Here is a 22,619-nt window from a genome sequence, read left to right on the forward strand (position 1 = left end):
GATAAGTGTCTTTACTAATCGTGCTCCACCCGTCGTGGGAGTGTGCCGATGCGACAACTCCGCCACCGCCGTGTCACCGCCGTCGTCGCCCTGGCGACCCTGCTGATCACCGCCACCCCGCCCTCCGCCGCCAGCGCCGGCGAGCACCAGCAGCGCCGGGCCGGCTACCACCGGGTCGGCTATTTCACCCAGTGGGGCATCTACGGGCGGGCCTTCCCGGTCAAGAAGCTCGACACCTCCGGGGCGGCGAGCCGCCTCACCCACGTCAACTACGCCTTCGGCAACGTCAGCGAGGACGGCCGCTGCTACCTGGACGGCGGGCCGGGCGAGGGCGACGCCTGGGCCGACTACCAGCGGCCCGTCCCGGCGGAGGAGAGCGTCGACGGCGTCGCGGACGCCCCGGGCCAGGCGCTCAACGGCAACTTCGGGCAACTCGCCAAGCTGAAGGCCAGGCACCCCGACCTGAAGGTGCTGATCTCGCTGGGCGGCTGGAGCTGGTCGACGTACTTCTCGAACGCGGCCCGCACCGACGCCTCCCGCAAGGCGTTCGTCGCGTCCTGCATCGACCTGTACCTCAAGGGCAACCTCCCCGGCAGCCCGGGCGCCGCAGCCGGCGTCTTCGACGGCGTCGACCTCGACTGGGAGTGGCCCAACTGGGCGGGTGAGCCCGGCAACGTCATCCGCCCGGAGGACCGGGAGAACTTCACCAAGCTGCTCGCCGAGTTCCGCCGGCAGCTCGACGCGTACGGGCGCACGACCCGGTCGCACCACCCGCTGACCGCGTTCCTGCCCGCCAACCCGGCCACCATGGACGCCGGCTACGAGGGCCGCAAGATCTTCAAGTACCTCGACTTCGCCACCGTGCAGGGGTACGACTTCCACGGCGGCTGGGAGGCGGTGGCCAACCAGCAGTCGGCGCTGCGCGTACCGGCGGGATCGCCGGACAACCCCGACTTCTCCGTCGAGGTGGCCATCGACGGCTGGATCGCCCGCGGCGCGCCGCGCGACAAACTCGTTCTCGGCATCCCGTACTACGGCCGGGGCTGGACCGGCGTCACCGGCGGCGGCAACGGCCTCTTCCAACCGGCCACCGGGCCCGCGCCGGCCACCTTCGAGGCGGGCTACGAGGACTACAAGCAGCTCAAGACCCTGGCCGACAACGGCTACACAGTGCACCGCGACCTCCGCGCCGGGCACGCCTGGTTGTTCGACGGTACGACGTTCTGGACGTACGACGATCCGGCGGTCGTGTTGCAGAAGACGCTCTACATCCGTCGGGCCGGTCTGGCCGGCGCGATGATCTGGTCACTGGACGGAGACGACGACAACGCCACGCTGACCAGAACGATCAACCTGGGCCTGACAACCCATTAGCGCTACCGCACGCGGCTCCCCTGATCACGTGATCAGGGGAGCCGCTCCTTTTCGGGGGTGACCGCGCGCACCGCGGCCTCGATGAGCGCTGTCACCTGGTCCATGTCCCGCGCCTGGCGGATGTCCACGTCGGCCGTCCACCCGTCGGGCCGTGCAAGCCGCACCGTCACGTCCTCGCGGCGGTGGACAAGCCAGCCGGCGATGGCCTGTACCAGCACCATGGCGGCGCCCGCGCCGTCGACCGCCACCCTCAGCGGGTCCGTGCCGTCGGTCGACGTCTCACCGGCCGGCGTCGACGCCACCCCGTCGCGCAGCCTGTCCTCGGCGCGCAACCAGGACGCCAGAGAGCGCCGAGCATCGGCGGACGGTAGGTCCGGATGGACCGAGAGCGTGATCATCTCTGGCATGTGTCCTCCTCCTCAGACGACAACAAGCACCTGTCGTCATCCTGCCACTCCGCGTCGGAGCCGGCACGCCGTGTAGTCGCCATCGTCGATCAAACGCTTGACCGCCACGTCGGCGGGTTCATAGGCTCCGGCCACTGCGAGGCTGTTCCCCAGAAGGGAAACACGACACATGGCCCCATCGATGCGCTCGTTCTGGACGGTCCCCCCGAGACGGCTGGCGGGTGCCGCCACCATCGCGCTCCTGCTCGGCCTGACTCCCCTGCTCAGCGGCACGCCCGCCGCGAGCGCCGCGCGGCCCGCGCCGTGCGGCGACGACCCGACCGCACGGTTGGGCACGGTGCCCGCCCCGGAGGCCGTGTTCGGCTTCCCGCTCGGGGTGGGTCAGGAGCGGGTCGTCACCAACGACGAGGTCCGCACCTACCTGACGGCGGTCGACCGCGCCTCGGACCGGGTCGTCACCGGAGTGCTGGCCACCAGCGTGGCCGGCCAGCCCCTGCCGTACGCGGTGGTGTCCAACGAGCGCAACGTGCGGCCCGCCGAGCTGCGCCGGATCGCCGACGACGTACGGGACCTGCGTGATCCCCGTCGGACCAGCGCACGGACGGCCGCCCGGACGGCGAAGGACAGCCCGGCCATCGTGTGGGTCACCGCGAACGTGCACGGCGGCGAGAAGAGCGGCACCGACGCGGCGCTCAAGACGCTGTACGAGTTGGCGGCGGGCCTGTCCTGCGAGGTCGCACGGCGCAACGACAACCTGGTCACCATCATCGTGCCGACCCAGAACCCGGACGGCCGCGACGCGACCCGGCGGCAGAACGAGTTCGGCTTCGACCTGAACCGGGACTGGTTCGCCCGCACCCAGCAGGAGACCGACGGCAAGCTCGAACTGCTGCGCCGCTACCCGCCGCAGGTCTTCGTCGACGCCCACGAGATGGGCGGCCGGCAGTACTTCTTCCCGCCCAACGCCGACCCGATCCACCACGAGATCGCCGGCGAGGCGGTGGACTGGATCAACCGGATCGGCGAGGCCAACAAGGCCGGCTTCGGCTACAACGGCGCCTGCGACGAGACCGTCACCACCGAGTGCTACTTCAACTACGACACGTACGACATGTTCTTCATGGGTTACGGCGACACAGTGCCCACCACCGGCTTCGGCGCGGCCGGCATGACGTACGAGAAGGGCAGCGCGTCGGCGGTGGCCGACCGCGTCCAGCAGCAGTTCCACACCCAGTGGTCGACGTTGGGGTGGGCCGCGGCGAACAGGCGCGAGGTGCTCAGCGGCTACTTCGACATCTGGACCGACGCGCTCGCCCAGGGCCGGGCGGGCACGCTGGAGCCGAACGAGGTGGTCCAACCCACAAACGAGGTCCAGTTCCCGGTCCCCGACATCAGGGTCCGCTCGTACTTCCTGCTGCCCGACCGGCAGCTCGCCGACGTCCGCCAACTCGTCGAGCGGCTGCGCCGGATGGACGTCGAGGTGTACGAGGTGCGGAAGCCGACCCGGGTGCCGACCGCGCGGGTCTTCGGCGGCCGCAGCGCCACCAACGTGACGGTGCCCGCCGGCGCGTACTGGATCCCGATGGACCAGCCGCAGAAGCACTGGATCCAGGCCATCATGGGCGAGGACCCGTACACGCCGTTCCCCTACTTCTACGACGTGTCGTCCTGGAGCAACCCGCTGCTGATGGGCGTCTCCACCATCTACACCGGCGACAACGTCCGGCCGCAGGCCCAGCTCGTCCGCGCGGTCTCCGGTGGACGGACCGCCCCGGCGTGGCCGTGGGGCTCGTACACGTACCCGCTCGACTCGGCGGCGGCCGCGGAGCTGACGTTCAACCTGCTCGGTCGCGGTGTTCCGCTGGTGCGGGACCTGGCGACCAGCCGGGTCGCGTTCCCGGCGGCCAAGCTGAGCCGTACGGTCGACGAGCTCGCCGAGTCCTTCGGGGTGACCCTCACTCCGGGCGGACGCCCCACCGGCACCCCGCTCGCCCTGCCCGACGTGGGCCTGTTCCAGGGCACCGGCATCTCCACCACCTCCGGCTCACACGGCGAGGCCCGCTACGTGCTCGGCAAGCGGTGGGGGCTCGACCTCACCCCGGTCACCACTGCCGACATCAACGACAACACCGAGGCGTTCACCGGTCGGACGGTGCTGTTGGTGCCGGACGGCAGCAGCGCGACCGGCGGCCTGACCGCCACCGGCCAGGCCAACCTGCGCGACTGGATCGCCCAGGGCCACACCTACGTCGGGCTGCGCAACGAGGGCACCCGGCTGGCCCGCGCGGCCGGGCTCACCTCCACCACCGAGAAGACCAAGCCCGCCGACTATCTGGTGATCGGCTCGCACCTGCGGGTCGACGTGGACACCGCCAACCCGGTCGCCCTGGGTCGCCCGGCCGAGGACTTCGAGTTCAACAACAGCGACCCGATCCTCAACCCGAGCACCACCGGCACGAACGTGCTCAGCTACCCGACGGGTGACACGTTCTGGGCCAACGGCTACACCGTCGGCGCGGACACACTGAAGGGGACCGCGGCAGTGGTCGACGAGCCGGCCGGCGCCGGTCGGGCGGTGCTGTTCGCGTTCAATCCGCTCTTCCGGGCGTACAACGAGAATGGCCTGCACCTGGTGGCCAACGCGCTGCTCTACCCAGCGGGCACGCCGGCCGCCCGGCGCACGGCGGGCGTCGACCCGGCCCGCGCCAGCGCCGCCGCCACGCCGGCGCCGGCGGACCTGGGCGGCGGGTGGCGACCGATCACCATCGAGGTGGCGGCAACGGACCTGCCGCGCGCCCGGGCCATCGTCGAACGCTTCACCACCGACGCCCGGACGTCCGCGAAGGGCACCTCCGCGTACGTCGTCATCCCGAACCCGCAGGGACTCCAGGTGGACGAGCATCCGTTCACCGCCGACCTGGTACGCGCGCTGCGTGACGCGCGAGTGCCGCTGCGGTCAGTGGCCGGTTGACGAATCCCGCACCGCGCAGATCTTGGACAGTTTCCGTCAGGGGGTAACGGAAACTGTCCAAGATCTCGTGGCGGCACGATGGACGCGACGGCGGACCAGCGGCGGGCCCGGGGTGTCAGCCGGTCGTGCAGACCGTGCCGTTGAGCGTGAACGCCGTGGGCAGCACGTTCGGGCCGCTGTACGCCCCGACGAAGCCGGCGCTCACGCTGCCGCCGGCGGCGATCTGCCGGTTGTCGTCGGTGGGCGTGACCCGGACGGCGGTGCCGGTCTGCTCCCAGGTGGCGCTCCACCCACTGCTCACCTGCTGCCAGCCGGTGGGCCAGGTCCAGGTGAGTGTCCAGCCGTTGATCGGGCTGGTCCCGTTGTTGATGATCTCGACGCCGCCGATGTAGCCGTTGCCCCAGTCGTTGTTCGTGGTGAAGCGGACGGTGCACGCGCCGTCGGCGGGGCTGCCGGTGGCGAAGGTGAGCGGCGGTGAGGCCCAGGACACCCGGCCGGCGGTGTCGCGGGCCAGCACGTTGACTGTGTATCTGCTGCCCGGCACCAGGTTGCCGACGGTGAACGAGGTGGTCGTCGACTCGCCGAGTTGCTCGCTGACCGCGCCGTGCTGCCGGTACACCTCGTACTTGGCGATCGGGCTGCGGCCCGGCGTTGCCGCCGGCCAGGAGATCGTCGCGGCGCGGTCGGTGACGTCACTGGCGGTCGGCTGCCCCGGCGCCGAGGGGCGGCCGGCGGTCGCGCCGGCCGGGCGCAGCACGAGCGTCGTCAACGAGTACGCCGGCAGCGTCGCACCTGTCGCGGAGCCGGACTGGCTGGTGGCGATGCCGGTGGCGCCGTTGGTGAGGGTGGAGACGGTCGGCGCGGCGGCGGACGGGGTGAACCCGGCGTAGTCGATGGCGACCTCGTGTGCCGCGTCCGGGTCCTTGTTCACCAGCAGGACCGCGAGATCACCGTTGCTCCGGCGCACGGCGTGCGCGGTGACGAGCGGTTCGTCGGTGCCGGCGCGGATGAACTGGTCGCCGGCCGTGGCGAACCGCTTCATCATGGTCAGGCCGTGGTACGGCGCGAACGGTGTGTTCAGTGGCGGCTCGCAGACCGAGCCGTCCGCGGTGCAGGTGCCGCTGGAGAGCATCCCGAAGTCGTTGTAGTCGGTCTGGCCGGCCACCTCCGACACGGCGCCGATGCCGTTGTGCACGTTCCACCAGTGGACGGTGAAGACGCCGTTCTCCAGCAGCGCGCTGTAGGCGTCGGCAAGGAAGAGCGCGGCCGGCTGGGTGGTCCGGCCGACGTCGACGTTCACCTCGGTGAGGCTGATGCCGATGCGGTCGGCGTTCGGGCCGGCGTACCTGCTGATCTGCTGCCGGAGCAGGTACGTCGCGTCGGGGATGTGGCTGGTGCGGGCCAGGGACTCGGCGGCGGTGCCGCCCGGGTACCAGTGCACGTCCACGAAGTCGATCTTCGGGCCGGCGAGGGAGAGCACCGTCTGGTTCCACGGGCCGGGGTCACTGCCGGCGGTGATCCCGTCCGGCCAGTTGCCCGGCATCGTCAGCACCGCGCCGACCTTGATGCTCGGGTCGACCGCCTTCATCGCGTCGGCGTACTCGACGACCAGCCGGGCGTACTGTGTCGCGCTCTTGTCCGGGTGGTCGTCGGCCTCCCAGGCCGACCCGTAGTGGCCGTTGCCGTAGTTCTCGTTGCCGACCGTCCAGTACCGCGCGCCGTAACCCTTCGTCACGTTGGCGTACCGCACCCAGTCGGCCGCCTCGGTGGGAGTTCCCGTGCCGTAGTTCGCGATGATCATTGGTTGCGCGCCGACCCGCCGGGCCGCCGCCATGAAGGTGTCGAAGTCGGTCCCGGGCGCGACGTAGCCGCCGGGAGCGGTGTGGTCCTTCCAGTGGTAGATGTCGGCGTACGACCCGCCGGGGTACCGCATCATCTGCACACCGGCGTCACGCAGCAGGTCCGACGTCTCCGTGGTGCCCAGGTTCTGGTCCCAGATGGCGTGGTTGACGCCCAGCGCGGTGTCGGGCACGGTCGCCAGCCCCGCGCGGGCGTTGACTGTCACGGTGACCGGGTCGGGAGCCGCGCTGGCCGCCGGTGGGTTGATGCCGACGAGCGCGGTCGCGACGAGCAGCGCGCTCGCCAGCGCTGACGCGCGCCTCTTCTGGTTCTGCATGGGCTGGGGTTCCTTCGTGGGAATGAGTGCACGGATGGCTCTCCACGGTCCATCGCTCGTCGCACCGTCCCCCAGCATCCGTACCGGATCCTGTTGCCCATTGGACGGACCTCGGCCCGCGCGCGGCCGATCATCGACGCACAAGAATGTCACGGTCGGCGCGGCAAACTCAAGGCCGCGCCGGTCGACAGACGTCATACGTTACAGCTTGACGAACGGCATGTTATCGCTCACAGTCGATGTCGAGGCGAACAGCGTTCGCGGCTCGCCGGGTGAGCCCCCGCTGGTCAGCCTCGGCATCAGGACGTCCCCCGGGCAGGCGGACGTCGCATCAGGACCTGACCGCGGCTGCCGACGACGCGCGGCGGACGACGCGCGTCCGCACCCCCACCAGAGCACCCCGTGCTGCCGCCGAGTCCCCGACCCAGCACAAGAGGAAGCGCCGATGAAATCAAGGATCGCACTGCTGGCCGCCGCGCTCGCGACGACCCTGGCGACGGCGACGGCCGTGGTCACGGCCGCCACCCCAGCGTCGGCCGCGACGCTCACCCAGGTGACAAACTTCGGCACCAACCCGACGAACCTACAGATGCACCTGTACGTGCCGGACCGGGTCGCGGCCCAGCCGGCCCTCCTCCTCGCCCTGCACTACTGCACCGGCAGTGGCCCGGCGGTGCACTCCGGTTTCGGGCTCAGCACCCTCGCCGACCGCTACGGCTTCATCGTGATCTACCCGTCGGTGACCCGGAGCAGCAAGTGTTGGGACGTCTCCTCCCCGCAGGCGCTCCGGCGGGACGGCGGCAGCGACCCCATCGGCCTCAAGTCCATGGTCGACTACGTCCGGGGCCGCTACCCGGTCGACGCCAACCGGATCGCCGTCGGTGGGTTCTCCTCCGGCGCCATGATGACAAACGTGATGGCCGGCCTCTACCCGGACCTGTTCAACGCCGGGTTCAGTTCGTCCGGGGTTCCGTTCGGCTGCTTCGCCACCACCAACGGCGCCGAGTGGAACAGCGAGTGCTCCGGCGGGCGCATCGTCCGGACCCCGCAACAGTGGGGCGATCTGGTGCGCAACGCCTACCCCGGCTACACCGGCAAGCGCCCCCGCATGCAGATCTGGCACGGCACCACTGACACCACGCTGAGCTACGTCAACTTCGGCGAACAGATCAAGCAGTGGACCAACGTCACGGGCGTGTCCCAGACCCCCGCCTACACCGACTCCCCGCAGGCCAGCGCCACCCGTACCCGGTACGGAGGCACCGGCGGCACGGCCCCGGTCGAAGCCATCAGCTTCCAGGGGTACGGCCACTCGATTCCGTTCGACGCCGCGCAGGCCATCCGGTTCCTCGGTTTCGACACCACGAGTCCCACCACCCCGCCGCCGAACCCGACCACCCCGCCACCGGGCGGCACGGCGGGGCCGCTGCGCAACGTCAACGCGGGTCGGTGCCTGGACGTCCCGTCGAGGTCGCAGACGAACGGCACCCAGGTGACGTTGTGGGACTGCAACGGCGGCACCAACCAGCAGTGGACGCCGACCTCCGCGAGGCAACTCCAGGTGTACGGCACGAAGTGCCTGGACGCCGAGGGCGCGGGGACCACGTCGGGCACCCGGGCGATCATCTGGGACTGCAACGGCGGCACCAACCAGCAGTGGAACCTCAACACCGACGGTACGGTCACCGGCGTGCAGTCCGGCCTGTGCCTCGCGCCGAACGCCGGCGGCACCGCCAACGGCGCCCAGCTGGTCCTCTCGACCTGCAACGGCACGAACAGCCAGCGGTGGAGCCGCAGCTGATGCGGTGACCGACGCCGACGTACCCCGTTTGTTGCTCGGACGGCCGGTGGCCCGGCACGGGAGGGATCCCGGGCCGGGCCACCGGTCTGTTCGGGGCCACCGCCCGCCGGCGGGCGGGGTGGCGGCCACGCGGGCTCAGCGGTAGCCGGCGGCGGTGATGTTCGCCTGCACCGCGTTCTCGGTCGCGTCGGACGGATAGCCCGCCACCATCGCGCCCTCGTAGAAGGTGCCGACGCTCTGGTTGGAGTTGTCGATGCAGCAGTCGCCGCCACTGCCGAGGATGATGGCGCCCTGCTTCCTCATCGGGCTGTAGCCCGAGGGCAGCGCGCCGTCCCAGAGCGTGTAGAGGTTGCCGGACTGGGCGTTGCTGCCCTTGATGGCGAAGCGGGACGTCCCGTTGTTCTTCAGCGTCGCCGTGACGAACTTGCTGGTGAACGCTCGCTGATTCGGGTTCCAGGAGCTGCTGCCGCCCGGGTAGAGACCCCACTCCAGGTCGGCCTGCACCCACGGACCGCTGCCGGAGCATCCGCCGAACCAGCAACTCGTGCCGAAGTAGATGGCGTCCATCGTGCCTCGGCCGTCGGCCCGCCGGGTGGTCTCACTGTTGCCGTAGTCGAAGCAACAGCCGCTGTTGACGTGCGTACCGCTTGTCACCATGTACATGCCCTCGGGCGCGGCACCGGTCGGGATGCCGGTCAGGTGCCCGTCACGCCAGTAGCTGCTGTTGCCGGGGATGTAGAGCGAGTAGACCCTGTCGCCGCCGACCGTCAACGACTCCCTGGTCGCGACAGCGGGTTGGACCGCGCCACCGATCCCACCGGCACCCTGGTAGCCGAGGTTGTTTCCGCGCCCGGACTGGTCGTAGATCACCGTGATGACGCAGGTGGTGTTGGCGCAGAAGCTGTCCTGGCTGGCGGCGTTGGCCCGCCCGCCGGCGGTCAGCGCACCGATGTTCCGGGTGGTGTTGTCCGACGAGCGGCGCACCTGGTAGAGCGAGCCGTTGTAGGCGGCATAGAGGGCACGGGTGGTGCTGTGCGCCGCGACGCAGGGCGTGCCACCTGCGGTGTAGATGTCACAGGGCAGGCTCGTGCTGGGCGGCGGGGTCGTGGGCGGCGGGGTCGTGGGTGGCGGCGTGGTGGGCGGCGGGGTCGTGGGTGGCGGCGTGGTGGGTGGCGGGGTCGTCGGGTCCACCGCGCCGGTGCAGGTCGTGCCGTTGAGGGCGAAGGACGTCGGCGCGGGGTTGCTGCCGTTCCACGCGCCGTTGAAGCCGAAACTCGTGCTGCCGTTGGTGGGGATGGCCGCGTTGTAGGCGGCGTTGGTGACGGTGACCTGCGCGCCCGTCTGGGTGTGGCTGCCGTTCCACAGCTGGGTGATGGTCTGCCCGGCGGCAAAGCTCCAGGTCAGCCGCCACCCGTTGACGGCGTCGCCGAGGTTGGTGACCGTGACGTTGGCGCCGAAGCCGCCCTGCCACTGGGAGCTGACCGAGTAGGTGACCTGGCAGCCGGTGGCCGCCGCCGCGGCGCTGGTCTGGCTGACGGCCGCGCCGACGAGGACGATGGTGGCGGCGACGGCGGCGATCGCCGGCCGCCGGTGATGGAGTGGTTTTTGTCGCACGAGGTCTCCTGGTGGGTGCGTTCGGTGGGTGGACCTCAGCCCGGGTGGAGTCCCGCTGCTCGGGCCCGGACTCCGAACAGCGGGACTACCAGACGCGACCCGGCCACCCGGGCCGGGACCGACGATCCCCGGCGCAGCCAGGGCCAACGCTCAGCCGCGCACGGCGGGCAGGTCCGTTGTCACACGACGGTCCCGGCCGTTGCTCTGCCCTGCGCGATCTGTGGCCGACCACGCCTCGGACGGACGGCGCGCGGGTCACCCGGTGGTGGTTCCGGGGCCGTCCCGCGTCGGCCACGTCCCACCCGCCCCACGCCGCCGTCGGCGTCTCCGGACCAGGAGTCACAACGCTCACCATCGCCCGGAGCCAGTCGAGAATCGACGACTGTCCGTCACGTTAGCGCTAACAGGACACGTATGTCCATAGACGATTGTCAGTGTCGAGAGGGCGTCAACCGTCGAGGCGCGGCAGGCTCTCCCCTGCCCACCGAACCCCGCCACCGCGAGGGGAGCTGGCCGGCCTCACGACCGGGGTCGCCCCGACGGCGCCGGCCGCCGCGGTGGCGCGGCGCTGTCGCGCACGATGAGCTCGGTGGCGAGTTCGACCCGAGGGCTCTCGGTCCGCTCCCCGCCGGCGAGGCGCAGCACGGTCCGTGCGGCCAACATGCCCATCTCGGCCAGGGGCTGACGGACGGTGGTCAGCGGCGGTGAACACCACCGGACCTCCGGCAGGTCGTCGAAGCCGACCACGCTGATGTCGTCGGGCACCCGCAGCCCGCGCTTGCGGACCGCCTCGTAGACGCCGAGCGCCATCTGGTCGCTGGAGGCGAAGATGGCGGTGGGCGGGTCGGGCAGTGCCAGCAACTGGGTACCGGCGCTGAACCCGGCCTCGTGGTAGAAGTTGCCGGGACGGATGAGGTTGTCGTCGAGGGGAATGTCGGCGGCGCCGAGGGCGGCACGGTAGCCGTCCATCCGAGCCCGACTGCACATCAGGTGCGGTGGCCCGGCGATGAAGCCGATCCGGCGGTGGCCGAGGCTGATCAGGTACTGGTTGGCGCTCAGGCTGCCGGCCCAGTTGGTGGCGCCGATGGTGGGCGACTCCTGCGGGTCGACGCCGGCCGGATCGATGATGACCACCGGCAGGTGAAGGCGGCGCAGCTCGGCCTGCAACGGTGGGTTCACCATCGAGGTCACGAAGATGATGCCCTCGGTGGAGCGCGTACGCATGTTGTCGAGCCACTGCTTGGCCGAGGAGATGCGCCAGTGGATGGCCGACACGACGGTGCCCACGCCGCTGGTCTGGCCGACGTCCTCCACCCCACGAATGATCTCCACGGCCCACGGGCTGTCCAGGTCGTTGAAGACCAGGTCGATGAGGGCCGCGTCGGTGCGCCGGGCCGGCGACCGGCGGCGGTAGCCGTGCCGGTTGAGCAGCGCCTCGACCCGTTCCCGGGTGTCCGGGGCGACGTCGGACCGTCCGTTGATGACCCGGGAGACCGTGGGCACGGAGACACCGGCCAACCGCGCGATCATCGCGATGGTGACGTTTCGGCCGTTCTCCGCGCCCACTGTCGCTCCTTCGTCTGCCGGGAATCCTCAGGCCTGCTCGCTGTGGTGCGGTGTCATCCCTTGACGCTGCCGGTGAGGCCTCCGATGAGCTGCCGTTCGGCCACGGCGTAGAAGCCCAGGGCCGGCAGCATGGACAGCACGACGTACGCCAGCACCCGTGCGGTCTCGGCCGAATACTGGCCCTGGAACGCCTGGACCCCGACGGGCAGGGTCCACCAGCTTTGGTCGGTGAAGACGACAAGCGGGAGCATGAAGTTGTTCCAACTGGTCACCACGGCCAGCACCGACACGGTGGCCAGGGCGGGACGGGCCATCGGCAGCAGGACCCGCCAGAAGAACCCGAAGGAACCGCAGCCGTCCAGGACGGCGGCCTCCTCCACCTCGGCCGGGATGGTGCGGAAGAACTGGCGCAGGATGATGATGGTGATCGGCAGCCCGAACGCGGCCTGCGGCAGGATGACGCCGAGCGGATTGTCCAGCAGGCCCATGCCGCGCAGCAGGACGAACAGCGGCAGGATGGCCACCGCGAACGGGAACATCAGACCGATCGCGAACAGGGTCACCAGGAACTCGCGGCCCCGGAAGGCGTACCGCGCGAAGACGAACGCGGCCATCGCCGCGGCGGCGACGACGATGAAGGTGCTGCTCACGGCGATGAGCAGGCTGTTGCCGAGCTGCCGCCAGAACACCCCGGAGGTCAGGATGTCGGTGTAGTTCGACGGCGTCCACGGGTCGGGCCACCCCAGTGGATTGGTGGACAGCTGACCGTTGTCCTTGAATCCGCCGAGCACGCCGAACCAGACCGGTACGACGATGAGCGCTCCGACGACGACGCAGACGAGGTGCAGTACGAGCCTGCGGCTCCGCTGGGCGCTACGCACCGTGCCGGTCATCGCTGGCCTCCCTGGTTGGTGATCGCGCCCGCGGTGTCCCGACGCAGCACGATGCGCTGGTAGAAGAGGGCGAAGACGAGGCTCAGCAGGAACATGATGATGCTGATCGCGCTGGCGTAGCCGACCTCGAAGCGGCGGAAGCCGAACTCGTACATCGTCACGGCCATGGTCTCCGACGAGTGGATCGGGCCGCCACGGGTGAGCACCCAGACCATGTCGAACAGTTGGATGGTGCCGATGACCGACAGGAACACGCTGATCCGGATCGTCGGCCCGAGCAGGGGCAGGGTGACGTGCCGGAACGCCTGCCACTCGGAGGCGCCGTCGGTCACCGCGGCCTCGGACAACTCCTTCGGGATGCCCTGCCGGGCGGCCAGGAAGAGCATCATGTAGAGGCCGAAGTACTTCCAGGACACCACGAGGAAGACGGCGTACAGCACGGTGTCCGGGTCGGCGAAGACCGCGCCGGCGTCGGCGCTCAACCACGTCGCGATCGCGTCGCCCAGGCCCCGGTTTGGTGAGAACACCAGGTCGAACAGGACCGCCGTGGTGACCTCGGAGAGCACGTACGGGGCGAAGAAGATCAGCCGGTAGGCGGCCCGGCCGCGCAGCGGCTGATTGAGCAGCATGGCCAGGGCCAGCGCCGCGGGCAGCTGGACGAGCAGGGACAGCAGCACCAGCACCACGCCGCGCCACAGGTCGCCCCGGAAGGTCGGGTCCTGGAAGGCGCGGGTGTAGTTGTCCAGCCCGATGAAGTTCTCCGGCAGCCCGAAGCCGTTCCACTTGTAGAGGCTGGCGTAGCTGGCCACCAGGATCGGGGCGATGACCAGCAGCAGGAACAGCACCAGGGCTGGTGTGAGGAAGATGGCGAGGACGCCGCCGCGGCCCGGCCGGGGCTGGCGGCCGCGCTGTCGCGCGGTGCCCGGCCCCGGTGCCGGTGGGTCCGTCGCCGTGTCGCCGGGCCTGGTCTCCGACACGGTCGATGGCCTGGTCATGCCTACTCCACTGGGGTTTTGCCGGCTACGGATGGGTGGGTGGTCACGGTCAGACGGTCTTCGCCACCTGGGTGATGTCCTTGACGATCTGCGCGGGCGGCTTGTTGCCGGCGACGAGCTCGGCGACGCTGTCGTTGATCTGCGAACCGAGCGCCGGCGCGTACGCCTGGTCGAGGTAGAGCTGGAAGCCGGTGTAGGCGGCCAGGGTCTGCGCGACGAGCTTGCCGTTGGCGTCGGGGATGGCCGACGCGGCGTCCTTCACTGTCGGCAGCACCGCGCCGGTCTGCGCGGACTTGCGCTGGTTGTCCGCGCTGAGCAGGAACTTCAGGAAGTCGACGGTGGCCGCGGGGGCATCCTTGCCGATGGCGAAGCCGTTGCCGCCGCCGAACACCTCGGTCGTGGCGCCCTTTCCGCCGTCGACTGTGGGGAACGGGAAGAAGCCGAGCTTGTCGCCGATGCCCTTCTTGCTTGTGGAGCTGGACGCCTGCACCGCCGGCGCCCACTGCCCCATCAGCTCCATGGCCGCCCCGCCGTTGCCCATCGTGGCGGCCTGCCCGTCGGGCGTGCCGTACGCCGCGCCGAGGAACCCCTTCTGGAACGGCTGGAGGTCGATCAGTTCCTTGAGGCGTTCGCCGGCGGCGACGAGTTCCGGGGAGTCGAAGTTCTTGTCGTCGACGGCCTTCTGCAGCGCGCCCACGCCACCGATCCGCATGGCCAGGTAGGACCAGTAGAAGTGGGCCGGCCACTTGTCCTTGCCGGCGAGGGCGACCGGGGTGATGCCGGCGGCCTTGAGCTTGCCGACCGCCTCGAGCACGCCCGCCCAGGTGGTGGGTGTCGCGGTGATGCCGGCGCGGGCGAAGAGGTCCTTGTTGTACCAGAAACCGACCATGCCGATGTCGAACGGGACGCCGTAGATCTTGCCGTCGATCGTGTACGGCTCCATGGCGGCGGGCAACAGGCCCCCGATCCACGGCTTCACGTCGTCGGTGATGTCCTTGACCAGGCCCGCGTCCACCTGCTGCTTGAGCACGCCACCGCCCCAGGACTGGAAGAGGTCGGGCGGGTCGCCGGCCTGGGTGGCGGTGGTGAGCTTGGCCTTGAACGCCTCGTTCTCCAGGGGCTGGATATCGATCGTGACGTTCGAGTGTGCGGTCTTGTACTCGTTGGCAAGCGCCGCCCAGACCGGAAGCATCGGTTCGGTGTTCTGGATGTGCCACCAGTTGATGGTCTGCGGCGCGTTGGGGTCGCTGGACTTGTCGTCGCCACCGCAGGCGCTCAGCAGGTAGGCGCCGGCGCCGGCACCGGCGAGGCCGAGCAGCGTTCGGCGGGAGAGGTGCGTAGACATGATCCATCCTTTCGGGGACTCACGGGGTGCTCGGACGCCCGCCAAGTCAGCGGGGGTGGGACTTATGGATCTCCGGAACTTTCATTGCTTCGCCGATAACGACGATCGATGGCCGGCACGCTACGAGCTGCGGCCGCGACGGTCAATACCTCTGTCCTATTGCGAAAAGACCGGCTAGCGTAGGCAGGACTTCCGGAGAATTCTTCCGAAAGTTCCAGACAGCCGTCCAGAGGAGCCCCCGTGTCGACCGACATCGCTGACGTGGCGACCGCTGCCCGGTCGATCCGCAACCCGGTCCTTGCCGGGTTCCATCCAGATCCGTCGATCCTGCGCGTCGACAATGACTACTACCTGGCCACCTCGACCTTCGAGTGGTACCCGGGCGTGCGTGTGCACCATTCGCGTGATCTCGTGAACTGGCGCACCCTGGGCGGGATCATCACCGACCGCCGGCTGCTCGACCTGCGCGGCTGCGGTGACTCCAACGGGGTGTGGGCACCCGACCTGACGTACCACGACGGTCAGTTCCACCTGGTCTACAGCGACGTGGCCAGCTTCGCCAGCGGCTACTGGGACCCACAGAACTTCCTGGTCACCGCCGACGACATCGCCGGCCCCTGGTCGGATCCGGTGAAACTGCACGGGCGCGGTTTCGACGCCGCGCTGTTCCACGACGACGACGGCAGCACCTGGCTGCTGAGCATGAGCGCGGACTGGCGACCCGGCCGGGACCGCTTCGGCGGCATCGAGATCCAGCAGTACGACAGGGCAACGCGCCGACTGGTCGGCAGCCCCCGCATCCTGTTCACCGGCACCCCGGTCGGGGTCACCGAGGGTCCGCACCTGTACCGCCACGACGGTTGGTACTGGCTGATCACCGCCGAGGGCGGCACCAGCTGGGAGCACCAGGTCACCGTGGCACGGTCCCGGGAGCTGTTCGGGCCGTACGAGGTGGACCCGGACGGCCCGCTGCTCAGCTCGGTGGGCCGGCCCGACCTGCGGTTGCAGAAGGCCGGCCACGGCAGCCTGGTACGCACCCAGGGCGGCGAGTGGTATCTGGCCCACCTGGTGGCTCGTCCCTACTCACCGCTGGGCAGTTGCGTGCTGGGCCGGGAGACCGCGATCCAGCGGGTCGACTGGCCGGCGGCCGGCTGGCCCCGGATCCCCGGCGGGGTGCCCGCGGACGAGGTCGTCGCGCCGGACCTGCCCGCGCACCCGTGGCCGGCGGAGCCCGACACCGACCACTTCGACGCCCCCGAGCTGGGTTCGTGCTGGTCGACGTTGCGCCGGCCGGCCGCCGACGACTGGATCGACCTGCGGTCGCGTCCGTCGCACCTGCGCGTGCACGGCGGGCAGTCACCGGTCGGCCGGCAGGCCCCCAGCCTGGTCGCGCGACGCGTGGAGGCGACGCACTGCTCCCTGGAGACGGTCGTGGAGTTCGACCCGGCCGACCACCGTCAGCTCGCCGGGATCACCGCCTACTACAACACCCTCAACTGGCACCACCTCTACCTGACCCGCGCCGACGACGGGCGGGCGGTGCTGGAGCTGCTCAGCTCCGACAACGGGCGACGCACCCCGTACCCCGAGCTGACCGTCGACGCCAGCGGGATCACCCGGGTCGGTCTGCGGGCGGTGTTCGACGGGCCGGTGGTGCGCTTCGACTACGACCTCGGCGCCGGTTGGCAGCGGCTCCCGGTCGACCTGGACGCGACAATCCTGTCCGACGAGCACGCCGCGTTGATCATCGACGGCGAGCCGGCCGCCTGGGGCTTCACCGGCGCGTTCGTCGGCCTGTGGGTGCAGGATCTCGGCGGCGACGGGGCGTACGCCGACTTCGACCTGGCCACCTATCGCGAGCAGTGAGCACGCGGACGGCACCCCGGCGGGTGCCGTCCGCGTTCCCGTCGCCCTACCCGACCTGGGCGGTGCGGCACTGCTCACGCCATCTGACTGGGTGCTCCGGCGACTGGGTACCCCGGTAGCCGTCCTCGCGCGCAACGCCCGCCGACAACGAGACGAACACGCGTCGTCACGGCCTGCGGTCGTCGATTGACGGCGCACCGACGTACTGATATCTGTTAATACAGTTTCCTGATGCTCGCGGTGCCCGCCGGGGCCGATCGCCGCGCCGGGCCACCGACCGGCCGGCGGCATGCCGCCCCTTCCCCGAGGAACACCATGGTGCGCAAGAGAACAGCCGCCTACGTCGTGGGCACCCTGCTGACCGGCGTCGCGGCGGTCGGCTACGGCCTGCCGTCGGCCAGCGCCGCGACCGCCGGCCCGATCATCGGCCTCGGCGGCAAGTGCATCGACGTCGCCGGGGCCAACCCGGCAAACGGCACGCCGGTCCAGCTCTACGACTGCAACGGCAGCGCGGCCCAGACGTGGACGGTCGGCAACACCGACGCCTCGATCCGGGCCCTCGGCAAGTGCCTCGACGTCACCGCCGCGTCGACCGCCAACGGCGCCAAGATCCAGCTGTACGACTGCAACAACACCGGCGCGCAGAAGTGGACGCCCAGCAACGGCGCCCTGGTCAACACCGCCTCGGGCAAGTGCCTCGACGTGACCGACCGGAGCACCGCGAACGGCGCCCGGTTGCAGATCTGGACCTGCGGGGGCACCACCAACCAGCAGTGGACGCTGCCCGGCGGCGGCACACCCACCCCCACGCCGACCGCTACCGCGCCGGCCGGCGCCAACCTCGACGACCCGGCGAAGAAGGACGTCGCCATGCAGCTCGTCTCGGCCGCGGAGAACTCCTCGCTCGACTGGCGTGCGCAGTTCTCCTACATCGAGGACATCGGCGACGGTCGCGGCTACACCGCCGGCATCATCGGCTTCTGCTCCGGCACCGGCGACATGCTCGAACTCGTGGAGGCGTACACGGCCACCAAGCCCGGCAACGTGCTGGCCGGGTACCTGCCGGCGCTGCGCGCCGTCAACGGCACCGCCTCGCACTCGGGTCTCGACCCCAACTTCCCCCGCGACTGGCGGACCGCGGCAAACGACTCGGTGTTCCGCGCCGCCCAGGAGGCCGAGCGGGACCGGGTCTACTTCAACCCGTCGGTACGCGATGGCAAGAACGACCAGGTCCGGGCACTCGGTCAGTTCGCCTACTACGACGCGGCGGTCATGCACGGGTACGAGGGGATGCGTCAGATCCGCAGCCGCGCCCTCACCCGGGCGAAGCCCCCGGCGCAGGGCGGCGACGAGCGGACCTGGCTCAACGCGTTCCTCGACGAGAGGGTCGTCGAGATGAAGAAGGAGGAGGCCCACTCGGACACCTCCCGCGTCGACACGGCCCAGCGGGTGTTCCTCAACAACGGCAACTTCAACCTGAACACGCCACTGACGTTCGCCGTCTACGGCGAACAGTTCCGCATCGGCTGACTCTCCTCCGGTACGCGCAGACGCTCAGGGCGCCGCCTCGCGGCGCCCTGAGCCGTCCCCGGGCGCGACCTTGCCTTGACGCTGATGACAAGGTTTAGCCTGGTCGCGACGGGCAGGTCGAGGAGGTCTGATGCTGATCGGTGAGCTGGCGGAACGGGCCGGCACGAGCACCCGGACGCTGCGCTACTACGAGGCCCACGGGTTGGTCCGCCCGCAGCGCTCGGCCAACGGCTACCGCGTCTACGACGAGGCGGAGCTGCGGGTCGTCCGGGAGATCCGGGCGCTGCTCGACGTCGGCTTCGGCCTCGACGACGTCCGTCCGTTCGTCGCCTGCCTGCGCGCGGGCAACGCGTCCGGCGACGTCTGCCCCGATTCCGTGCTGGTGCTGCGACGCAAGCTCGCCGAGGTCGACGACTACCTCGATCGGCTCACAGCGGTCCGTCAGCAGTTGCGCGCCCAGCTCACCCACGCCATCGCACACCGGGAGGAAACATGCCCCAGGAGACGACAGTCGGCTCCCTGATCACCGTCACCGACACCACGTTCGCCGAGCTGGTGCTGGCCAGCGACCGGCCCGTCGTTGTCGACTTCTGGGCCGAGTGGTGCCCGCCCTGCAAGATGATCGAGAAGAGCCTCGTCGAGCTGGCGCAGGAGTTCGGCGACCGGATGGTCATCGCCAAGCTCAACTCCGACGACAACCCGCAGGCCACGCGGCGCTACCGCGTCATGTCCCTGCCGACGCTGCTGGTGTTCCGCCGGGGCGAGGTCGTCGGTTCGATCGTCGGGTCCAGGCCGAAACTGCACCTGCGGCAGAGCCTGACCATGCACGCCGGGCTGTGACCGACCCGCCGGCTCGCCACTGACACACTTGTCGACATGGTCGACTGGTACACCCGTGCCGAGGCGGGTAGTGGCGTCATCAGGATCTCGGAACCGCACGTCAACGAGCTTCTGTCGGCGAACTTCTGGTGGTTGCGCGGCGACGATCGCGACCTGGTGATCGACGCCGGGCTCGGGGTCGTCGCCCTCCGGGAGGCGATTCCGGCCCTGTTCGACCGCGATCCGATGGTCCTGCTCACCCACGCGCACCTGGATCATGTCGGTGGGGCGGCCGAGTTCGCGGACCGGGCCGCGCATCCCGCCGAGGCGGAAGTCCTGGCGGCGGGGGTGCCGGCCAGCCTGTACGGCGCGGAACTCTACGACAGGCTCGGGATCGACGCAGCGGGAGAACCGGTCCCGGAGCTGATGATCGACGTCCTGCCCGATCCCGGCTACGACCCGGCCGCCTACCGCATCGCACCCCTGACCCTGCACCGCCTGCTCGACGACGGCGACCGCGTCGACCTGGGCGACCGAACACTGACAGTGCTCCACCTCCCCGGCCACACACCGGGCAGCATCGCCCTGCTGGAGGAGCGCACCGGGACCTTGTACTCCGGCGACATCATCTACGAGGGCGCCCTGATCGACGACCTGCCCAACTCCGACGTGGCTGCCTACCGGCGCAGCATGGAGTCTCTCGCCGACCTCGACGTGTCCGTCGTCCATCCGGGACACGGGGACAGCTTCGACCGGACCCGCCTGCGTCAGTTGGCCGAGACCTACCTGCGCGCACACGCCTAGACGAGTAGCGCCCCACTCAGGACCGGGGTGACCGGCGGTCACCGTCGACCGGAACGGGCCACCGGGTCAGCTCTCGACCCAGCCGTGTGATCGGGCGTGGTCGACGAGCGACTGCCGGATCGCGGAGATCTGGGCCGCGGTCAGCGTCGGCACCCGCTCGATCAGCAGCTCGGTCACCTCGTAGCTGAACTCGCGCGGCGACAGGACGTCGCACATGCCGTCGTCCTCACCGGTCTGCCCGGTTCGCGTCGGCGCGACGTCCGGCACCCGTTCCGGCCGGGCGACCGCGACCGGTTCGATGATCCGCAGGGACGCCACCTTCAGCCCGCGGTCACCGGCCTCCACCTGGTACTCGACCCGCATGCCGGGATGCACGAGATGCCGTTGCTCGCCGAAATCGTTAGCGTGGACGAAGATGTCCTCGCCGCCCTTCGACGGCGCGATGAAGCCGTAACCCCGCGCCTCGTCGAACCGGATGATTTTACCCGCCGCCCACACAGCCACCACCCACTCCACCACTCAACCAGGACCTCGACAGTGTCCGCACACCGCCCGCCAACGGTACCGGACGAACGCGCGGCGCCCCGGCGCCCACCGATCAGGGCATCGCCCCATTTCGCGCTGCGGGCGCGGCTGGCATCCTGTTCGTACCATCGCCCCACAGGTGCGGGAGGTCGTCGTGTCGATCGAGGATCGAGCAAAGAAGCCGAAGCTACCGCCACGCTGGTTCATCCGGACGGCCTGGTCGGTGCACCGGGGCCTCTACCGGGTCTTCCGCGGCCGAGTCGGGCTCTGGCGGCCCCGCCCGGACCGGTGGGGCACCCTGCGGCTGACCACCACCGGCCGCCGTACCGGACAGCAACGCGGCGTGATCGTCGCGTACCTGGAGGATGGGCCGAACCTGTTCACGCTGGCGATGAACGGGTGGGGCGAGGGCGAGCCCGCCTGGTGGCTCAACCTGCTGACACATCCGGAGGCGACAGTCGACCTGGTGGACGGTCAGCGGCTGGTCCGTGGGCGCGCCGCGACCGGGGAGGAGCGGGCCCGCCTCTGGGCCCGCTGGCGCGACATCGACACGAACCTGGACGCCTTCGCCGCGCTGCGCTCGTCCGAAACCGCAGTGGTGGTGCTCGAGCCCCGCTCCGGCGTCGAGGGCGTTGCCGGCTAGCCAGCCACCGCGCGGCCCGCGCGGCGTCCGCTCCCCCGCCACGACAACTCGGCGACAACACGGCGACGCCCCGAGCCGGGTGGTGGATCCGGTCGGGGCGCCGCTGGCTGGGTGTCAGTCGTCGTCGGAGCTGTCGTCGTCATCGTCGTCGGACTTGTCGTCCGCGTCGTCGTCCTCGTCGTCGCCGTCGACCGGCTCCTGCTCGGCCTTGACCACCGAGCCGTTGTCCCGGTCGACGTCCACCTCGTGCTCGGTGTCGCCAGCGACGATCTCGACGCTCCACACCGGCCGGCCGTTCTCCTGCTCGGCCTCGACCTCGACGATCTGGCCGCCACCGGCCTTGGCGAGCGCGATCTCACCGGCGCGCTTCTCGTCGACAGCGCTGCCGGTGGTCGGCGCGACGCTCGACGGCGTACCCGACGGGGTGCCGGCCGACGGCGTACCGCTGGCTCCCGGCGCGGCGGTGGTCGCCCCGCCCTCCGGCGCGTCAGTGGCCGACGGGGCGACGGTCGCCGCGGCGAGTGCCGTGCCGCCCGGCCGCGTGTCGTTCGCGGCCTCGACGCCCAGCGCGACCCCGGCCACCGCCAGCACCGCCGACCCGCCGACCGTCGCCAGAAGCAGATTGGTGCGCTTCATCGTGGTGTCCACCTTTCCTCGGTTGTCGACTCCGAGGATCGGTCGAATCGCGATAGCACCGCGCTGTCCGAACGCTAAGACCGGGTTAAGCCGGAGCGTCAGCCGGCACCGGTCAGAGCGCCATCCGCATGAAGACGTCGGCGCGGGCGTACGGCGGCAACGGGATCTGTTCCGGGCTGACGTGCTGGAAACCGGTAGTTTCGTAGAGGTGCACGGCGTTCGCCAGCCTGCTGTTGCTGCCCAGGAACAGGGTTGCGGCGCCGAGCTGGCGGGCGCGCCCGATCGCCGCCTCGATGAGCTGACGCCCGAGGCCCCTGCCGCGCGCCGCCGGAGCCACCGCCATCTTCGACAGTTCGAAGACGTCGTCCGAGCTGCGGACCAGCGCGACACAGCCGACGATCTCCCCGCCGGCACGGACGATCAGCACGTCGCCGCCCCGGTCGACGATGGCGGCGAACGGGTCGTTGAGCGTCTTGCGGTCCGACTCCTCGATGGTGAAGAAGTGGGAGATCCATTCTTCGTTCAGCGTGCGGAAGGCCTCGGCCTCCTCGGCGGTCGTCATGGACGTGACGGTCAGCGTGCTCGGCTTCATGGTTCGATTCTCCGGCCGCCGCCATTCGAACGTCCAATATCTTGTTCGGGGTCATTCGTATC

At 70.2% G+C, this 22,619-nt stretch carries 19 protein-coding genes; 9 read left to right on the forward strand and 10 right to left on the reverse strand.

Annotated features, from left to right (window positions below; genetic code table 11):
* Positions 1-48: 48 nt before the first annotated feature.
* Positions 49-1,374: a glycoside hydrolase family 18 protein gene (locus ACQPWW_RS20295; protein WP_433124700.1), complete on the forward strand. Its 1,326-nt coding sequence runs from the start codon at positions 49-51 to the stop codon at positions 1,372-1,374.
* A gap of 32 nt (positions 1,375-1,406) precedes the next feature.
* On the opposite strand, the gene ACQPWW_RS20300 is transcribed toward ACQPWW_RS20295, so the two are convergent.
* Positions 1,407-1,781: an effector-associated constant component EACC1 gene (locus ACQPWW_RS20300; protein WP_433124702.1), complete on the reverse strand. Its 375-nt coding sequence runs from the start codon at positions 1,779-1,781 to the stop codon at positions 1,407-1,409.
* 169 nt (positions 1,782-1,950) lie between these two features.
* Between ACQPWW_RS20300 and ACQPWW_RS20305 the strand changes: the two genes are divergently transcribed.
* Positions 1,951-4,752 (forward strand): M14 family zinc carboxypeptidase, encoded by a 2,802-nt coding sequence (locus tag ACQPWW_RS20305; RefSeq protein ID WP_433124704.1) that lies wholly within the window; start codon positions 1,951-1,953, stop codon positions 4,750-4,752.
* Positions 4,753-4,867: 115 nt separating this feature from the next.
* Here the strand turns inward: ACQPWW_RS20305 and ACQPWW_RS20310 are convergent, their stop codons facing one another.
* Positions 4,868-6,928 carry a cellulose binding domain-containing protein gene (locus ACQPWW_RS20310; protein WP_433124705.1) on the reverse strand — a complete coding sequence of 687 codons (2,061 nt, stop codon included), beginning with the start codon at positions 6,926-6,928 and terminating at the stop codon, positions 4,868-4,870.
* Between the two features lie 445 nt (positions 6,929-7,373).
* Between ACQPWW_RS20310 and ACQPWW_RS20315 the strand changes: the two genes are divergently transcribed.
* On the forward strand, positions 7,374-8,729 hold the full coding sequence (locus ACQPWW_RS20315; protein WP_433124707.1) for an extracellular catalytic domain type 1 short-chain-length polyhydroxyalkanoate depolymerase: 1,356 nt from the start codon (positions 7,374-7,376) through the stop codon (positions 8,727-8,729).
* Between the two features lie 135 nt (positions 8,730-8,864).
* Here ACQPWW_RS20315 and ACQPWW_RS20320 read toward each other — a convergent pair whose 3' ends face one another.
* The 5 genes from ACQPWW_RS20320 to ACQPWW_RS20340 form a co-directional block, all read right to left on the reverse strand.
* The gene (locus ACQPWW_RS20320) at positions 8,865-10,343 is read right to left on the reverse strand and encodes an arabinofuranosidase catalytic domain-containing protein (RefSeq protein WP_433124709.1); all 1,479 of its coding nucleotides are present in this window, start codon (positions 10,341-10,343) and stop codon (positions 8,865-8,867) included.
* 519 nt (positions 10,344-10,862) lie between these two features.
* Complete coding sequence (locus ACQPWW_RS20325; protein WP_433124711.1) at positions 10,863-11,909, reverse strand: LacI family DNA-binding transcriptional regulator; 1,047 nt, start codon at positions 11,907-11,909, stop codon at positions 10,863-10,865.
* Between the two features lie 53 nt (positions 11,910-11,962).
* A complete protein-coding gene (locus ACQPWW_RS20330) occupies positions 11,963-12,802 on the reverse strand; it encodes a carbohydrate ABC transporter permease (RefSeq protein WP_433124713.1) in 840 nt (279 codons plus the stop codon).
* Positions 12,799-13,797 carry a carbohydrate ABC transporter permease gene (locus ACQPWW_RS20335; protein ID WP_433124715.1) on the reverse strand — a complete coding sequence of 333 codons (999 nt, stop codon included), beginning with the start codon at positions 13,795-13,797 and terminating at the stop codon, positions 12,799-12,801. Before ACQPWW_RS20335 ends, ACQPWW_RS20330 begins: the two co-directional genes overlap by 4 nt.
* 49 nt (positions 13,798-13,846) lie before the next feature.
* Entirely contained in the window at positions 13,847-15,142 is a 1,296-nt protein-coding gene (locus ACQPWW_RS20340; protein WP_433124717.1) for an extracellular solute-binding protein, read from the reverse strand.
* Between the two features lie 240 nt (positions 15,143-15,382).
* Here ACQPWW_RS20340 and ACQPWW_RS20345 point away from each other — a divergent pair, with 240 nt between their 5' ends.
* The 5 genes from ACQPWW_RS20345 to ACQPWW_RS20365 all read left to right on the forward strand — a co-directional run bounded on the left by ACQPWW_RS20345 (position 15,383) and on the right by ACQPWW_RS20365 (position 20,161).
* Positions 15,383-17,008, forward strand: coding sequence for a glycoside hydrolase family 43 protein (locus tag ACQPWW_RS20345; protein WP_433124718.1), 1,626 nt, complete (start codon positions 15,383-15,385; stop codon positions 17,006-17,008).
* A gap of 315 nt (positions 17,009-17,323) precedes the next feature.
* Positions 17,324-18,538 carry a chitosanase gene (locus ACQPWW_RS20350; protein WP_433124720.1) on the forward strand — a complete coding sequence of 405 codons (1,215 nt, stop codon included), beginning with the start codon at positions 17,324-17,326 and terminating at the stop codon, positions 18,536-18,538.
* A gap of 130 nt (positions 18,539-18,668) precedes the next feature.
* Positions 18,669-19,061, forward strand: a complete 393-nt coding sequence (locus ACQPWW_RS20355) for a MerR family transcriptional regulator (protein WP_433124721.1) — start codon at positions 18,669-18,671, stop codon at positions 19,059-19,061.
* Positions 19,031-19,378 (forward strand): thioredoxin, encoded by a 348-nt coding sequence (gene trxA, locus ACQPWW_RS20360; protein WP_433124723.1) that lies wholly within the window; start codon positions 19,031-19,033, stop codon positions 19,376-19,378. The genes ACQPWW_RS20355 and trxA overlap by 31 nt, the downstream gene beginning before the upstream one ends.
* 36 nt (positions 19,379-19,414) lie before the next feature.
* Entirely contained in the window at positions 19,415-20,161 is a 747-nt protein-coding gene (locus tag ACQPWW_RS20365) for an MBL fold metallo-hydrolase (RefSeq protein WP_433124724.1), read from the forward strand.
* Between the two features lie 66 nt (positions 20,162-20,227).
* Here the strand turns inward: ACQPWW_RS20365 and ACQPWW_RS20370 are convergent, their stop codons facing one another.
* Complete coding sequence (locus tag ACQPWW_RS20370) at positions 20,228-20,659, reverse strand: cold shock domain-containing protein (RefSeq protein ID WP_433134447.1); 432 nt, start codon at positions 20,657-20,659, stop codon at positions 20,228-20,230.
* Positions 20,660-20,825: 166 nt separating this feature from the next.
* On the opposite strand from ACQPWW_RS20370, the gene ACQPWW_RS20375 reads away from it, so the two are divergent.
* Positions 20,826-21,329, forward strand: a complete 504-nt coding sequence (locus ACQPWW_RS20375; protein ID WP_433124726.1) for a nitroreductase/quinone reductase family protein — start codon at positions 20,826-20,828, stop codon at positions 21,327-21,329.
* A gap of 114 nt (positions 21,330-21,443) precedes the next feature.
* On the opposite strand, the gene ACQPWW_RS20380 is transcribed toward ACQPWW_RS20375, so the two are convergent.
* On the reverse strand, positions 21,444-21,965 hold the full coding sequence (locus tag ACQPWW_RS20380; RefSeq protein WP_433124728.1) for a PepSY domain-containing protein: 522 nt from the start codon (positions 21,963-21,965) through the stop codon (positions 21,444-21,446).
* Between the two features lie 112 nt (positions 21,966-22,077).
* Positions 22,078-22,557, reverse strand: coding sequence for a GNAT family N-acetyltransferase (locus tag ACQPWW_RS20385; RefSeq protein WP_433124730.1), 480 nt, complete (start codon positions 22,555-22,557; stop codon positions 22,078-22,080).
* Positions 22,558-22,619: the final 62 nt, after the last annotated feature.

Source organism: Micromonospora sp. CA-240977, assembly GCF_050942285.1.
In the GTDB taxonomy this organism is placed as follows: Bacteria; Actinomycetota; Actinomycetes; order Mycobacteriales; family Micromonosporaceae; genus Micromonospora.